The 14,864-nt window shown below is 66.9% G+C and carries 13 protein-coding genes; 9 read left to right on the top strand and 4 right to left on the bottom strand.

The features are described 5' to 3' along the window. Positions 1-37 precede the first annotated feature (37 nt). From ACFY6S_RS02650 to ACFY6S_RS02685, 8 genes are all read left to right on the top strand, one after another. Positions 38-1,060 carry an inositol-3-phosphate synthase gene (locus ACFY6S_RS02650; protein ID WP_388821758.1) on the top strand — a complete coding sequence of 341 codons (1,023 nt, stop codon included), beginning with the start codon at positions 38-40 and terminating at the stop codon, positions 1,058-1,060. Positions 1,061-1,066: 6 nt separating this feature from the next. Further along, on the top strand, positions 1,067-1,870 hold the full coding sequence (locus tag ACFY6S_RS02655) for a histidinol-phosphatase (RefSeq protein WP_388821761.1): 804 nt from the start codon (positions 1,067-1,069) through the stop codon (positions 1,868-1,870). A 40-nt stretch (positions 1,871-1,910) separates the two neighbouring features. Further along, positions 1,911-3,128 (top strand): methionine adenosyltransferase, encoded by a 1,218-nt coding sequence (locus ACFY6S_RS02660; protein WP_388821764.1) that lies wholly within the window; start codon positions 1,911-1,913, stop codon positions 3,126-3,128. After that, positions 3,125-4,144, top strand: a complete 1,020-nt coding sequence (locus tag ACFY6S_RS02665) for a hypothetical protein (protein WP_388821766.1) — start codon at positions 3,125-3,127, stop codon at positions 4,142-4,144. Before ACFY6S_RS02660 ends, ACFY6S_RS02665 begins: the two co-directional genes overlap by 4 nt. Then, entirely contained in the window at positions 4,141-4,707 is a 567-nt protein-coding gene (locus ACFY6S_RS02670) for a hypothetical protein (RefSeq protein ID WP_388821769.1), read from the top strand. The genes ACFY6S_RS02665 and ACFY6S_RS02670 overlap by 4 nt, the downstream gene beginning before the upstream one ends. Then, positions 4,700-5,974 (top strand): DegT/DnrJ/EryC1/StrS family aminotransferase, encoded by a 1,275-nt coding sequence (locus tag ACFY6S_RS02675; RefSeq protein WP_388821772.1) that lies wholly within the window; start codon positions 4,700-4,702, stop codon positions 5,972-5,974. Before ACFY6S_RS02670 ends, ACFY6S_RS02675 begins: the two co-directional genes overlap by 8 nt. 251 nt (positions 5,975-6,225) lie before the next feature. Continuing rightward, positions 6,226-6,717, top strand: a complete 492-nt coding sequence (locus ACFY6S_RS02680) for an NUDIX hydrolase (protein ID WP_388821774.1) — start codon at positions 6,226-6,228, stop codon at positions 6,715-6,717. 231 nt (positions 6,718-6,948) lie between these two features. Continuing rightward, on the top strand, positions 6,949-7,416 hold the full coding sequence (locus ACFY6S_RS02685; RefSeq protein WP_388821777.1) for an NUDIX hydrolase: 468 nt from the start codon (positions 6,949-6,951) through the stop codon (positions 7,414-7,416). 207 nt (positions 7,417-7,623) lie between these two features. Here the strand turns inward: ACFY6S_RS02685 and ACFY6S_RS02690 are convergent, their stop codons facing one another. The 3 genes from ACFY6S_RS02690 to ACFY6S_RS02700 form a co-directional block, all read right to left on the bottom strand. Further along, a complete protein-coding gene (locus ACFY6S_RS02690) occupies positions 7,624-8,421 on the bottom strand; it encodes an FkbM family methyltransferase (RefSeq protein ID WP_388821780.1) in 798 nt (265 codons plus the stop codon). 430 nt (positions 8,422-8,851) lie between these two features. After that, positions 8,852-10,885: a condensation domain-containing protein gene (locus tag ACFY6S_RS02695; RefSeq protein ID WP_388821783.1), complete on the bottom strand. Its 2,034-nt coding sequence runs from the start codon at positions 10,883-10,885 to the stop codon at positions 8,852-8,854. Positions 10,886-11,473: 588 nt separating this feature from the next. Further along, complete coding sequence (locus ACFY6S_RS02700) at positions 11,474-12,460, bottom strand: LLM class flavin-dependent oxidoreductase (RefSeq protein ID WP_388821786.1); 987 nt, start codon at positions 12,458-12,460, stop codon at positions 11,474-11,476. 514 nt (positions 12,461-12,974) lie between these two features. Here ACFY6S_RS02700 and ACFY6S_RS02705 point away from each other — a divergent pair. Then, positions 12,975-13,676 (top strand): class I SAM-dependent methyltransferase, encoded by a 702-nt coding sequence (locus tag ACFY6S_RS02705; RefSeq protein WP_388822893.1) that lies wholly within the window; start codon positions 12,975-12,977, stop codon positions 13,674-13,676. 63 nt (positions 13,677-13,739) lie between these two features. On the opposite strand, the gene ACFY6S_RS02710 is transcribed toward ACFY6S_RS02705, so the two are convergent. Further along, positions 13,740-14,705, bottom strand: a complete 966-nt coding sequence (locus ACFY6S_RS02710; RefSeq protein ID WP_388821789.1) for a pirin family protein — start codon at positions 14,703-14,705, stop codon at positions 13,740-13,742. Positions 14,706-14,864: the final 159 nt, after the last annotated feature.

The raw sequence follows: 14,864 nt of genomic DNA on the forward strand, positions 1-14,864 counted from the left end.
TGCCCTCGCGGGTATAGGCTCCTGTGCTTCGAGTCTCGTGCAGACGGCTGACTTCGTCCGGCAGGACGGCACGGCGCTCAACGGCATCATGTACGAGCGCATCGGCGGCTACCTCGTCAGCGACATGCGCTTCGTCGCCGCCTTCGACGTCGACAGCCGGAAGGTGGGCCTCGACCTCGCGAAGGCGGCTGTCACACCGCCGGTCGCCGCGGTGCTGCACACCGATATCGAGCCGACAGGCGTCTCCGTCGAGCCCGGTCCGCTGCTCGACGGAATCGGCGGCAACCTGGTCGGTGTCGTCGAACCGCACCCGGCGAGCCGGCAGGCGACGATCGACGATGTCGCCGACCGCCTCACCTCGGTCCGCGCCGATGTGCTGGTCTGTCTCCTTCCGACCGGTGCGACCGAGGCCGTGCAGTCCTACGCCCGCGCGGCGGTGCGGGCCGGGGTCGCCTTCATCAACGCGACCCCCGAGCCGGTCGTCCACGAGCCCGCGCTCGCGGCGGCCTTCGCCGAACGCGGAGTGCCGCTCCTCGGCGACGACCTCCGCAGCCATCTGGGCGCCACCACGCTGCACACGGCGCTGATCGAACTGCTGCAGTCACGCGGTCTCCCCGTCGTGAACACCTACCAGCTCAACGTCGGCGGGAACACCGACTTCCTGAACCTCGCCGATCCCCAGCGCGCCGCCGAGAAGATGCGTACCAAGCGCAGCGCGCTGCACGCGGCCGGCATCGATGCCAGCACCGTCTCGGCCGGACCCAACGGCTTCGTGCGGTACCTGGGCGACGAGAAGGTCTGCATGATTCGTGTCGAGGCGACCTCCATCCTCAACTCCAGCCTCACACTCGACATCCGGATGCAGGTCGAGGACAGCCCGAACGCGACCGGCACACTGGTCAACGCGGTGCGCGTCGCGAAAACCGCCACCGAACACGGCCACGCCGGCTCGATCCACGACGCCTGCGCCTTCCTCTTCAAGAACCCACGTGTCGGGGCCACGGAGTCCGTCGGCACCCGCCAGTTCCGCGCGTACGTCGACAGCGTCGCCCGGGACTGATCGCGGATGTTCGATCTCCACACTCATCACGAGCGGTGCGGGCACGCGCAGGGCACGCTCCGGGACTACGTACGCTCCGCGATCGACGCCGGACTGCACACGCTGGGCTTCTCCGACCACACGCCGTTCTTCGCGGAGCCCGAGGACCATCATCGTCCGTGGGTCGCCATGGCGAAGAGCGAGTTCCCCCGGTACATCACCGAGGCCCGGCGTCTGCGCGAGGAGTACGCGGACCGCATCCGCATCCTCATCGGAGTCGAGTCCGACTTCTTCCCCGAGCACGCCGGGCTCTACCGCGAAGCGCTGGCGGGCCACGACCTGGACTACGTCATCGGGTCGGTGCACGTGATGGACGGCGTGGACCTCTTCCGGCCCGAGCGCTGGGCAGGCTCCACCGAGGACGATCTGCTGCGGGCCAAGGAGCAGTACTGCGACCTGGTGGCCCAGTCGGCCCGCAGCGGCCTCTTCGACATCCTCGGCCACATCGACGTGGTGAAGGCGGCGTGCCCGGTCATGTCGTCCATCGCGACACCGGCCACGGAGCGCATGCTGCGGACGATCGCCGACGCCGACGTGGTGATCGAGGTCAACACGTCCGGCCGCACCAAGGCGTGCGGCGGCTGGTATCCGGACCTCGCCGTCCTGGAGATGGCCGCGCATCACGGCGTCAAGGTGACCTTCGGGTCCGACGCGCACACGCCGGAGCGGATCGGCGAGGATCAGGCGGAAGTCCGCCGCACACTCCGCGACCTCGGCTACCGGCACTGGTACGTCTTCGAGCGACACCGCCGGATCGCGCTCCCCCTGTAAGAGCATCCCTTTTCTTCGCCCCGACCCTGGAGAGAATCCGGTGCCCGAAACCTATGTGTCCATCACGTCCGTACCGCAGGACAGGGGCGGTGATCCGGCCTACGAACTCGTGGAAAGAAAGGGTGTCGGCCACCCGGACACGATGTGCGACGCGATAGCCGAGCGCGCGTCGCGATACTACGCGCGGTACTGCGTCGAGCACTTCGGCCGGGTCGCCCACCACTGGTTCGACAAGGTCCTCCTCTTCGGCGGTGAGGCCACCATCGATTTCGGCGAGGGCGAGCTGACGAAGCCCTACACCGTGCTGTACGCGGGCAAGGGCGCCTACCGCTTCGGCGACCGGCCCATTCCGCTCGAAGAGATCCTCTTCCGGGCCGCCGCCGATACCCTCGCGGAGGTCACGACCGGTTTCGTCCCGGAGCGTCACCTCACCGTCCGGTGCGAGATCGTCGACCACCAGGGCTCGGGACGCGGCCACTCGCGCTACCGCCCCCGGGACCTGGACGACTTGACGGAGATCGGCGACACCAGCCTGGTGTCCAACGACTGCAACCTGCTGCACGGCTACTACCCGCTGAGCACGCTGGAAGCCATGGTCTACGGCGCCGAACAGCTCATCAACGGTCCGGACTTCAAGGCGGCCAACCCCGACACCGGATGGGACGTGAAGGTCTTCGGCAGCCGCCGCGACGACGAGTACCGCATGATCGTCAACATGCCGTTCCTGGCGCGCCACATCGATTCGATGGAGACGTATCTGCGGCGCAAGGCCGAATGCCGCGCGCAGGTCGCGCGATTCCTCGAAACGGCCTTCGGCGTCGTGCCCGATCTGCTGTTCAACCCCACGGACCGGAACAACCGGCCGTACCTGACCGCGCTCGGCTCGGTGGCGGACACCGGCGACGTCGGCGTCGTCGGGCGGGGCAACCGGCTCAACGGCCTCATCACACCCATGCGGTCGATGAGCATCGAGGCACCGGCGGGCAAGAACCCGCTCGACCACACCGGCAAGCTGTACGGCGTTCTCGCCCATCAGCTGGCCCAGGAGATCAGCGAGATCCTCGGCCTGCCGGTGGACACGCACATCTTCACGTCCAAGGAGGCACGTCTCGACCAGCCGGACGAAGTGGTGGTCGAGGTGCACGGGGAGGTGGACGAGGAGCACAGCGCGCAGGCACACGCCCTCGTGACCAAGCGGCTCGCGGCGATGGGTGATGTGACCCGCCGGCTCGTGTTCGACGGGATAACGATGTGGTGAGTGTCCTCGCCTCCGAGATAGCCGCCGTCGTCCGACGGTGCGCCGCCGAGCCGTCAGCGGAGATCGAGACCTGGGTGCGTCCGTACGCCTCGGCCCCCTCGCCTGACCGGCATCAGTTCCTGGTCATGCTCAAGCCCGAGTTGGTGCTCCCGCCGTCCGGCGACGGCGAGCGACCGCTCGCCCGTGTGCTGGGCGTGCTGGCCGACCGCGGCGTCGGCGTCGGCGCGATCCGCGTCCTGTCCAGCTCCTTCGTGGCGCGCCACGCGGTGGTCGAGTCGCACTACCCGGCGCTGAACCGCATCGCCCGCACCGGTCTCGCCGGGCTGACCCCGGCGGCGGTGACGCGGCTGGACGCGGCCTACCCCCGTTTCCGCGCCGCGGGCGGTCGAGTGGTCGGAGCCTACGAACTCCTCGGCGAGAGCCCGGAAATGACCCCGTTCGCGCTCGAGTTGCTGACGCGCAACCGACCGGTGACGAAGCTGGGCACCGGCACGTACGCGATCCGGGCACACGTCGACGGCGAGGACCTGGCCATCCTCAACCCGTTCCACCCGCAGCAGATCGCGCACTTCACCACGGCGGGCGGCGCCATCGCCCTGCTGGAGTGCTGGTCGGACCTGACACTGCCGGTGATCCGGCGCACGCTCATCGGCGCGACCGACCCGCTGGAGGCGGAGCCGGAGTCGTTGAAGGGCATCCTGCTCCGGGAAGCCGGCACGCTCGGGCTGGGCCGGATATCGACCCGCCACAACGCCGTGCACGTCTCGCCCGGCGCGGTCGAGGGTATGGCCACCATCGTGCGCTACTTCTCGGGCGGCGGCGCCGCGATCCTCCCGGAGGAGACGGCGTTCGGCCGGCGGCTGCTGGCGGCCGGCCTCTCCGCGAAGCAGGTGGCGTGGACGGCCGGGGACCCGTACATCGAGGCGGGACCGGCCGCGGGGCCGCTCTTCGAGCTGACCGAGGACCTGGACTGGGCGGACGCGGAGCGTTTCGTCACGGCGCTGGAGCTGCCGTGACGGGACGCGGACGCTTCTGGGTGGTCGGCACGCCCGGCGCCGGGAAGTCGACCCTGGCCCGGCAGCTGGCGACCGCGCTCGATCTCCGGTACGTCGAACTGGACGATCCCTTCTGGGCGGCGGGCTGGCAGCCGGAGGACCCGGACACGTTCCGCAGCACGGTCGCACGGCTGCTCGACGGGCCGGCCTGGATCGCGGACGGCCAGTACGGCGGCGCGGTCGCCGCCCACGCGAACCGGGCCCACGCGATCATCTGGATCGACCCGCCGCTTCGCGTCAGCCTGCCGCGCCTGGTCCGCCGGACGCTGAGCCGCGCGTGGCGGCGGGAGCCGTTGTGGGCGGCCGGGAACACCGAGTCCTGGCGGCACGCGCTCGGGAGCGAGTCGGTCATCTGGTACGCGCTCTCCGTGCACCGGGCGCAGCGCCGGGCGAACGAGGAACTGTTCCGGCGCCTGGCGCCCCTCGATGTCGTACTGATCCGGGTGCGGCGGCCGCACCCGGGCGCCCTGGTCGACGTGTTGCGGGCGGCGGCCGCGGGGCGGAAGGAGTCCACGAATGACTGATCTGGCCCTCTTCGGCGGAGAACCCGCCCTCCCTGAACCCGTCACGATGAGATGGCCCCTCATCAACGAGGCCGATGTGGCGCGCGTCGCGGACGCCGCGCGCCGGGGCGAGATCTCCTACGACGCCAGCGAGGGCTTGGTCGCCGAACTGGAGTCGATGTTCAGGGCCCGGCTGGGACGACCGTACGCGCTGGCCACCAGTTCGGGCACGGCGGCGCTGCACTCCGCCTTCTTCGGACTGGGCCTGGGGCGGGGCGACGAGGTGCTGGCGCCGACCTATACGTACCTGGCCACCGTCATGCCGATCGTGGCGTGCAACGCGACACCGGTGCTCGTCGACGCGGAGCCGGACACGGGCAACATCGATCTCGACGACGCGGAACGGCACGTCACGCCGCGCACGCGGGCGATGGTGGTGACCCACCTGTCGGGGCACCCGGTCGACATGGAGCGCGCCATGCGGTTCGCGCGGCGGCACGGTCTGAAGGTGGTGGAGGACTGCTCGCAGGCACACGGCGCGGCGAGCGCCGGAGCGCAGGTGGGCACCCGCGGCGACGTCGCGGCATTCAGCCTTCAGGGGCGCAAGCTGGTCGCGGCGGGCGAGGGCGGAATGCTCGTCACCTCCGACACCTGCACGTACGAACGCGCGGTCATGCTGGGCCACTTCGCCGCCCGCTCGGAGCAGGAGGTGCGCACACCGCGGCGGGTGCCCTTCGCGAAACTCGGCTACGGCCTCAACTACCGGATGCACCCGCTGGGGGCGGCGCTCGCGCTCGGTCAGATGGAACGGCTCGACCAGCATCTCGACTGGCGCGCCGCCACCTTCGCCGCCTTCGACGAGCTGTTGCGCGAGACACCCGGTCTCGACCCGGCGCCGCGACAGACGCATGTCACACGCCACGCCGGCTACAGCTATCAGCCGCTGTACGACCCGGCGGCCTGGGGCGGTCTGCCCCGCTCGGTGTTCATCGAGGCGCTGCGGGCGGAGGGTGTGCCGGCTACCGTTCCCTCGTCGCAGCCGTTGCACCGCGAGGCGTTCTTCACCCACGCGGAGACAGGCATCGAGACGTTCGCCGTCGCCCCGGACCGCCATCTGTACCGCGCCGGTGAACTGCCCCGCAGCGAGGGGTACGTGGCCTCCGCCTGGCGGCTGCCCGCCTACCCGCGGCCGCTGTCGGCGGAGAGGCTCGCCGGGTTCGCGGAGGCGTTCCGTAAGGTGGCGGCAGGCGCGGCCGAGCTTCGGCGGCACGCCGGCGTCGAGACCTGACGAGAGGGAGGCTTTCCGATGCGTGACCGGGCCGCCGTCATGGTGGGGAGCCACCTGTGGTGACATCTCTCGTGACGGAGCAGCGTCCCCGGCACTTGTCGTGTGGCGGGGCCGGTGCGGGGCCGGCCGCATCGCGCCCGAGGCCCTCACACCCGAGTACCCGACCGGCACGAACCATCCCGCGGGACCGGCTCGCTGGGCGATCCGCGGGAGCCACCGGCTCAGACCCACAACGGAAAGACAGGACAATCATGCGTGTACGGCGCTCGGCACGGGGGCTGGTGCTCAACGACCGGGACGAGGTCTTACTGCTGCGAGCGGAGGACACGACACCGGTCGACCCGGCCAATCCGCACATCCTGCACTACTGGGTGACCCCTGGTGGCGGCGTGCACGAGGGCGAGAGCGTGGAAGCGGCGCTCGTCCGGGAGGTACACGAGGAGACCGGTCTGACGGGGGTGGAGATCGGCGCGGAGCTGTGGCTGCGCGAGCTGGAGCTGGATCTGCCCAAGCAGGGGCGGGTACACAGCCATGAACGCTACTTCCTCTGCCGTAGCAAAGAGACCGTGACGACCCGTGCTTTTCTCACCGAGAACGAGCGCGGCGTCATCAAAGAGGCCCGGTGGTGGCCGCTGGAGGAGTTGTCCGCCTCCGCCGAGGTGATCCGTCCGCCCGGATTCGTCGCTCTCGTCCGGGAGGTGCTGGCCGGCGGGCCGCCTCCCGCTCCCTTGCGGATCTCCTGAAAGTCGCGCGCAGCGCACGGTTGCGACATCGTGGTGACACCTGCGGGAATGATGTCCGCCTGTGGAGAGCGCGACTCGTCGGCGGAATGAAGTTCCCGTCGCAGTGCTCAGTGCCCGCATTGTGTCAGGCGTGGCCCTCTGTCGTGTGTGATACCCGGCAAAAATATACCGACGCCTCTTTTATCCGTCGTCGACGGTGCAGGGCGCAGAGAATTTCGATAAGGTGCTGGAATGAGTTTCCGATTGGCGGCTTATGCCGTATGCGTAGAAGAGGACCGAGTCCTGCTGGCACGCCATGTGGGGCCGGATGGGGAAAGCACCTGGACGCTTCCCGGCGGCCGGGTGGAGCATGCCGAGGATCCGTTCGACGCGGTGATCCGGGAAGTCGCGGAGGAGACCGGCTGCGAGTCGGTGGTCGAGCGCCTGCTGGGAGTGGACTCGCGGGTGATTCCCGCCGAATTCGCACGGGCGGGCGTCAAACACCAGAACATCGGGATTTTCTATCAGGTCCGTATCACCGGCGGCGAGTTTCGGCCCGAACCGAACGGCGAAACGGCCGAATCCGTATGGACACCGTTCGACGCGGTGGCCGGGCTGAGCCGGTCGTCTCTGGTCGATGTCGGTATTTCCCTGGCACGGACCACCCCGGTCACGGGCCACGTACCGCCCGTGACCGTCGGAGATCTCATTCGGCACTGACCCGCCTCTTATACCGCGACCGCCCCGCCACGGCCTGTGGTGGGGCGGTCGTGTCAGGCGAGCAGGATGCCCTGAACAGGCAAGCCGGACGTGACGGTTTCCCTACGATCCGCAGGCCGGGTACGGCGCTCTCCGACGACTCACCTGCACCGGGGACGGAGAACGGGCAGCGGGCCCCGGCCGTCTCGCCGCGCAATGAACGAAACGCTAACAGGCCATATGGGCGGTCAGGTGGGCGACTTCTTCACCACGATTTCGATGATAGTCCAAGAATTCATTACGCCTGGCCTGACCGTAGTGCCGCCATGCCTCATACGCTATGGCATTATCGAAAACATTCCAGGGCACCGCCATCACGTCATGCAGTTCGGGGTGGTCGTTGTCGACGTAATAATTGTTCAGGCCGTCGAACAAGCACCTCGTATACCCTGCATCCGTGATGGTGGGTTCCCATGGCGTGAAATAAGTCGGCGTGTTCGGCTTTGTCGCTTCGATGACGATGACCCGAGGACGCCAGGCGTCGAGATTCAGCCCCTTCAGCACATCACTCTCGGAGCCCTCGGCGTCGATCTTCAGAAAACCGAATTCGTGAGGCGCGTTCACATCGGCGAGAACCGTGTCGAGGCGCCTTACTTCGACTTCTACCGAGTGCACGGACTGCCCCTGCTTCCGGTACTCCTCGGCCAGCCCCTGATCGAAAGTTGCCCAGCCCCAGTTCTGAGGGAATATTTTTAACATTTCCTTCCCGTCATGCCCTGCGGCAGCAATCTGAAGATTGGTGTCCTCGGGGCGCATTTCCGTCAACACTTCAAAAATACGCGGTTGAGGCTCTATGTTGACCCCACGCCAGCCCATGTCGTAGAAATATTTGGTCACCGAGTGATCGACCGGGTGACCTGCTCCCACATCCACGTAGAAACCGATTTCCGAGAACGCCCTGCGGAGAACGGCATCTTCATACTGTTGCGCAAAGCTCAGCATCGGAGGAAGAGAGTCGATCGTCATGAAGATGACGATACGCGTTGTGCTGCACAACGTGTCAAGACCTCATTCAGGTCCGAATTTCCGATGCCATTACCGTAATGGCGCAGCGACGGCCGACTCATCGGAAACGGACTCGTACCCGCACCCCGATGACGGAAGGGAACGAATCATCAAGGAATGTCCGGACGGGGATGAGCAGGACGTTCTCCGGCGATTCGGGATCACGGCCCGGCCATCGGCGCCTCCAACGTCTTCGGACCCTTCCCCGTCGCCCGCGTCCGCCCATCCGGCCGGCCCGTCGAATCCTTCCGGGCGTCCGCGAAGCGCCGCCTGCCGTCGGCCTCCTGAGGGAACGTCCCGTACCAGGCAGCCCGCCGACCCATGGGATCCGACCGCCACAACAGTTCGCGGAAGCTCGACGCCAGTGGCCTCCGAAGGGGCCGACGCCCGGTCACCCCACGTCGAAGGCGGCCGAGTCGTGGTGCGCGGTGCAGAGTTGCGCCACGGTGCGCAGGGGCCACGGTCCCAGCAGGTCGTCCGGGGTGGGGCCGGCGAATCCCAGCTGCGCCAAATGCTTCACCACCGCCGGCGCCATCACAGCGCTGCCTCCCTGTCGTGCGTACGAGGAGTCCATATCGATCGGGGCATCGCCCAGAGCGACCGCCAGAGCGGCGGCAAACGCGCGGTCGCCCGCCCCGAGAGCCGGACGGTCCGGGACATCACCCGCGTCCGCCGTGGTTGTGGCCGCGCCGGTCCCTGCGGGCATCGAGGCGCCGGGCTCCGGCAACTCGTCGCACCACACGAACTCATGCGGGCACATGAGGTCCGCCTCCTCGCGCAGCGCGGCCAGAACGCGTGCGCGGACCGTCGCCTGACGGGTCGGCTCCCCGACGAGTCGAGCCACCAGGACCCGCTCCCGCGAAGGGCGTTCCACCACGCCGACCAGAGCAGCCTCGACTCCCTCGACCGAACGGATGATCCGTTCCAGCTTCGCCGTATTCACCCAACTGTGATCGACGTAGGCCCAGCCTTCGCCGTACCGCGAGACCGGCAACCCGAATCGCCTGACCACCTCCGAGACGGTTGCGTTCGCCAGATCCGGTTCGTCCGCCCAGGAGATGAGAAACTGCTCCATCCCAGTCAGCAACCGCTCGATCTCGTCCTGCTCCATCACGGACCTGTGCGCGATGAGGTCCAAAACCACCTCTCCGTTCACCGCGTAACTCTTGAGACAGAGGTCGGTGTACTCATCGCGCCACAGACACTCGAGCGTCTTCATCGAACTGCTGGGTTGCGCTTCCGCGGAACGGGCCGGAGTATCCGAAATCCGCAGCCTCTCCTCGAACTTTTCACTGCAGTTGAGGATCGTGCCCAGCCGGATCGGGGCACCGCGCTCCGACTCGACTCGCGTTTTCAGATCCCGGAAGTTCAGGTAGGAGTACTGGGCGTGCCGGGCGGCCACGAAAATCCGCCTTTTGGTTTCGACCATCAGTTCGTCGATGGTGAGGTGCGAGAGGGGCTGCACGGACACCAGCGCCTCCTGAAAGAAGCAGCCGACGGATTTTCTGACCTCCCGGAAGCGATTGGAGAGGTTCATCTTGAATACAGCTCTGGGATTTCCGGATATGGCAGCGATGGCCACAGTGAATATAACGGATATTCGAGCTGGAACACTGAAATCGGAATTCCTGCGCATCTTCTGAAGGGCCGAGAAAAGTTGCGGCGACTGGAGGGAGACCTGTCGATAGTGACTCTCGATCCCCGTGCGCGGATCCGTATTCGTCGTGGGACGGAAACGGGGAAACTGGGCGGCCGGAGCGGAGGACAGCACGTCTTCGCAATGCCGCAGAGCCTTGCGCTGCACGGAATCACGCATTCCTGATCGCTGCTGATCCGCGAGGGCCAACGGCTGGATGCTCACCTGCTGTCCGTCGGTCGGTGCCGGGTCGGCCTCATTCGGGGAACTCAGGTATCGCTCCAGGTCCGCTCGGATGAGAGGCAGACTCGCCGCGTCCGCGGAGATGTGATTCAGCAGGAGGACGAGCGTGGCCACGCGTCGCCCCTCCAGCGTGAAGCCCACGCGCAAGGGAAGGTCCACGGCCTGATCCATCGGCGACACGAAGAGAGCGTGAAAGACCGCTTGAACATCTTCCGGTCTGTTGCCGTTCCGGCGTATCGGAAGAGGATCTGCAAATCGATCGAGTACCAACTGGAAAGGGGCACCGGACCGATCGGTCGGATACAGGGTACGCAGCGCCTCATGGCGCGACATCAGCCTCCGGACAGCCGCCAGCACTGCGTTCTCCGCAACCCCTGGACCTGGCATTCGGATGGTCATTTGAATCTTCGCGCTGTCGACGACGGGAAGCGGCAGGTGGTAGAGGTACCAGTACATCTCCTGCGACCACATCAGCGGCGCCCGACGCCCTTCCGCCGAAAACGAAACGTTGTGATCATTTCCCATGGACTCTTCCCGATCGGCCATCATACTCCTTCACAAATCCATGAAAGCGGCATATGCAGAAACCGGGGAATAACCCATGTGATCTGGATTCCTGCCGCGACTTTTGCCAGTGACCGGTTGCAGTGAAACGCTGCGGAGGTTGTCGGAATGCAGGACCACACAGGTCGTCGCCGCGCCATTCGGTTCCGATACGTCCCCCCCGATTGACATCTGGTCCGAGGTACCGGGCGAGATCATGCGCTGATTCATGAGCGGATGACCGAGCGGGTGGCCCCCTGTCGCCCGGCGTTCGAGCGGGCAGAATCATCGGCAGCGGAATGATCGGACAGCGGCCGGCGTGATCGAGGCGTCCGCAGCGTCCTGGACAGCCCCCTGCGGAGGGGCCTTGCTTCTCGCCTCTCGACACGCGGTGAGCGTGGCACGCCGCAGAGCTGCCTGGCGGCGTGGCCGTGGACGAAGCACCTCGTGGTCGACCGCCGAGCCGGTCACCGGAAGTCCGGGGACTCCTGGTCGTGGCTCACCGGTACACGCACCTGCCGCCGGCGCGACGCGGGCGGTTCAGCGCGGGCACCGCGCTCCTCATGGACGGAACCGACTCGCTACGGAACATCACCGGTTCCTCAGGTCGGCGATAACGCGAGAGGTGGTGCGGAACTCTCCTTCATCGAGCGGGCCCCCGAGGATGATCGTATCCACGCCGAGAGACAGGTAGCGCTCCAGGTAGTCGGCCACCTCACCGTGTCCGCCCACCAGCAGAGGCATGCTCCCCTTTCCTGAATGAAATGCGCCTGTCCAATACACTTCATCATGGACACCTCCTCGCGAGGAAAGGTGAGCGAGGCGTCGGCTCCAGTCGGACTCGGATCGCTTCTTCAGGGTGGTCTGCAATTCGGCAGCGCGATTCGATCGATACCTTGCATGGGCCACGGCCCATGCCTCGTCCCTGCTCTCTCTGGCCAGGATTCCGATGCGGATTCCGATTTTCGGTCGCGTGCCCGCACTGCCGAGGAAGGTCTCGGAGAACTGCCGCACGGGCTCGGGATGGGTGACCGAGACATCGCCTATCGCATCGGCGGCACGTTTGCCGGATGAGGATGACCCCGCAACAAAGATTCGCGGTAGCATTTCCGGATCGAGTTTCGTGTGGGTTCGCAGTTTTCTGTACCGGTAGTACTGCCCCTCGTGCGTCACGGGCTGATCTTCCGAGAGCAGTTGACGCAGAATTCGCACATACTCCGTTGCCCGGTCGTATCGCTCATCGTGACTCAAGGAGTCACCGACCTGATCGAGTTCTTCCCGGGCGGCTCCGGTTATGAGATTCACATCGATGCGTCGTTTGTGCAGTCGCACCAGGCTGTAAATCATCTTGGCCACGGTGAAGGGAGAATGGGCATAGGGTTGCAGTGCGACGATGGGCGTGAGCGTCTTGGAATTGTGCAGTACCGCACCGGCCGTCACCCAGGGATCGAAAGTCTTGTGACTGTAGAAAAACAGAAGGCCGTCCAGCCCCTGGCTCTCCGCCCTACCGGTATGCGCGCCGATGAGCCGCAAAGGATCAGGCTCATCGGATGGAGGGGAGACAGCAGTGCCGAACACTTCGAATCGGTATCGCCCCATACGCCTTCCCTTCGCTGGTGACCAACTCGTCGATGCACGGAACGGCAGGCGTACGATCCGGTCACGTTCCGTGTGGCCAAAGAGCACCGATGGCCGTGCGCAGGAGATCCCCGGATCACGGCCGGAGATTATTAGGAATCCTCTTGGGACCTGCCCTTGTCCGCCGAAATTGGATCACCGGACTCTACACGGCCGGCGTGAGGGAGGCCAGAGGGCCGGACGGCCTCGGTTATGTATCGGCGGGCGGTGGTGGGTACCGACGTGGAAATCGGCGGGGAGCCGGGCATAGGCATGTCCGGATCGCCGATGCTCAGGACCCGGGCGACGGGTGGTGCCCGGCGGAGAGACAGCGCAGACGCACGGTGGACATATCGATGCCGGACGGGTAGACAAGCACGCGGCGGGCCCTGGCGAACACGTCAGCTTTCGCTGCCCAGGCTCCCGAACGGAGGCGCCCCCGATGATGATCAGGACCGAATATGCCAAGTTGTACATGGATTCCGGGTTGAACCACAGCTCGGGATACTTCGAGGACGCCGCCATGTCTCTGGACAATGCCCAACTGTCCAAGAACGCGGAAATAGTACGGAAGTGCCGGATCCAGCCGTCGAACCGGGTTCTCGACATCGGCTGCGGTTGGGGGGCGGCCGCTCGTCTGGCAGCGGCCGAGTACCACGGCAGGGTCACCGGTCTCACACTGAGCACGGAGCAGCACGCCTACGCCGTCCGGACCCAGGAAGGCGTCCCGGAGGAGCGGCGCGTCGACTTCCGCCTGCAGTCCTGGGAGGACTTCGCCGAACCGGTCGACCGCATCATCTGCGTCAACGCCTTCGAGACCTTCAAGGACAAGGACTTCTTCCTCCCCCACTGCCGCAGGCTCCTGCCGGACGGTGGTGTCATGGTCATGCTCACCGTGACGGCGGATCGCCCGATCTTCCGTGTCGTCCCCAAGGAGAGGATCGTCGAGAACGGTGTGCGCGCCGGGTTCGACGTCGATGTCTCCGGCTCCCTGGCATCCCACTACACCAGGACCCTGGAACACTTCGTCGCGAACCTCAAACGCAACAGGACGCGAGCGGTCGCCATCGCGGGAGCGGCGGAGTACGAGAAGCAGGTGGCGCATTACACGCAGTGCGCGGGCTTCCTGCGGCGCGGGCTGAACGACATGTACGAATTCACCTTCACCGCGCGATGACACCACGGGTGGGCCTGCACCCGGCCCACCTCACGCACGCCCAGGTTTCGACACAGGAGCGGCTCAGCGCAGTCTTCCTCTCGGCTTCAGCCGGGTGGCGGGCAGTTCGGGGGCCGGGAGCGGAGGGCCGTCGTAGCCCTTCACCTCGCCGAAGCGGGTCCCGTTCGTCCAGTCCTCGCGCGCCTGGGCGATGTCTTCCTGGGACCGTCCGATCCAGTTCCAGAACATGACGATCTCCTCCTCGAAGGGCTCTCCCCCCAGAAGCATCAAGCCGGCGTCCGAGACCGCGCGGAGCGGGAGTTCGGTGCGGCCGCAGCCCAGGTAGAGCATGGAGCCGGGCAGTACGGGGACACCGTCGACCTCGGCCTCGCCCGACATGGACAGGACGGCGTACTCGAAGTCGGGTTCGAGCGGCAGTCGGGCCTCGCTGCCGCCGGTCAGGGCCACGTCGGCGCCGATGAGAGGGGTGTAGGTGGTGCCGGGCGAGACGGCTCCGTCTAGGGCGCCCAGGATGACGGTGGCGGTCAGGCCGGGCGCGGTCACGACGGGGAGGTCGGTGTGGTGCTGGAAGTGGGGCGCGATCCGGCGGTGGGCGTCCGGCAGGGCCACCCACAGCTGAGCGCCGTGCAGGAGACGGGCGTGGTCGCGGGGGCTCTCCTCGGAGTGGGAGATGGCCCGGCCTGACGTCATCAGGCCCAGCTCGCGCGGGCGTACGGTCTGGAGGCTGCCCAGGCTGTCGCGGTGCAGCACCTCCCCGTCGTGCAGCCAGCTGACGGTCTGGAGGCCCATATGGGGGTGGGGCGGTACCTGCATTCCGGGCTCGTCCGCGATGTCGTCGGGCCCGTAGTGGTCGACGAAGGCCCAGGCGCCGACCATGCGTCGGCCGAGGTTGGGCAGCAGTCTGCGGACCTCCGTGGACTCGCCCAGCCGGACCCGGCGTGGGCTCAGCAGTTCTCGTACGGGCTCGGCGACGACGAAGCCGCGACCGCCGCAGACGGTGACGGCGGCCTGGCGATCAAGATTGCTCATGGCGCACCACCTTATGGCCATGACCGGCGCTACCGGCAGGGACCGCACCCGCTGCCGGACGGGTGGTGGAGGTGGACGGCCGGGGCCGACTCGCGCCGGCCGGGGGCCGGGACCGGGCCGTCTCCCCTACGCGCCGCTCGCCGCCCGTGCCTCGTACGC

Source organism: Streptomyces sp. NPDC012835 (genome assembly GCF_042900885.1).
Classification (GTDB): domain Bacteria; phylum Actinomycetota; class Actinomycetes; order Streptomycetales; family Streptomycetaceae; genus Streptomyces.

Excerpts from the sequence above, each read along its gene's own strand:
- ACFY6S_RS02675 (WP_388821772.1), top strand. The coding sequence starts at position 4,700 with ATGACTGATCTGGCCCTCTTCGGCGGAGAACCCGCCCTCCCTGAACCC.
- ACFY6S_RS02695 (WP_388821783.1), bottom strand. The coding sequence starts at position 10,885 with ATGGCCGATCGGGAAGAGTCCATGGGAAATGATCACAACGTTTCGTTT.
- ACFY6S_RS02655 (WP_388821761.1), top strand. The coding sequence starts at position 1,067 with ATGTTCGATCTCCACACTCATCACGAGCGGTGCGGGCACGCGCAGGGC.
- ACFY6S_RS02685 (WP_388821777.1), top strand. The coding sequence starts at position 6,949 with ATGAGTTTCCGATTGGCGGCTTATGCCGTATGCGTAGAAGAGGACCGA.
- ACFY6S_RS02710 (WP_388821789.1), bottom strand. The coding sequence starts at position 14,705 with ATGAGCAATCTTGATCGCCAGGCCGCCGTCACCGTCTGCGGCGGTCGC.
- ACFY6S_RS02680 (WP_388821774.1), top strand. The coding sequence starts at position 6,226 with ATGCGTGTACGGCGCTCGGCACGGGGGCTGGTGCTCAACGACCGGGAC.
- ACFY6S_RS02705 (WP_388822893.1), top strand. The coding sequence starts at position 12,975 with ATGGATTCCGGGTTGAACCACAGCTCGGGATACTTCGAGGACGCCGCC.
- ACFY6S_RS02690 (WP_388821780.1), bottom strand. The coding sequence starts at position 8,421 with ATGACGATCGACTCTCTTCCTCCGATGCTGAGCTTTGCGCAACAGTAT.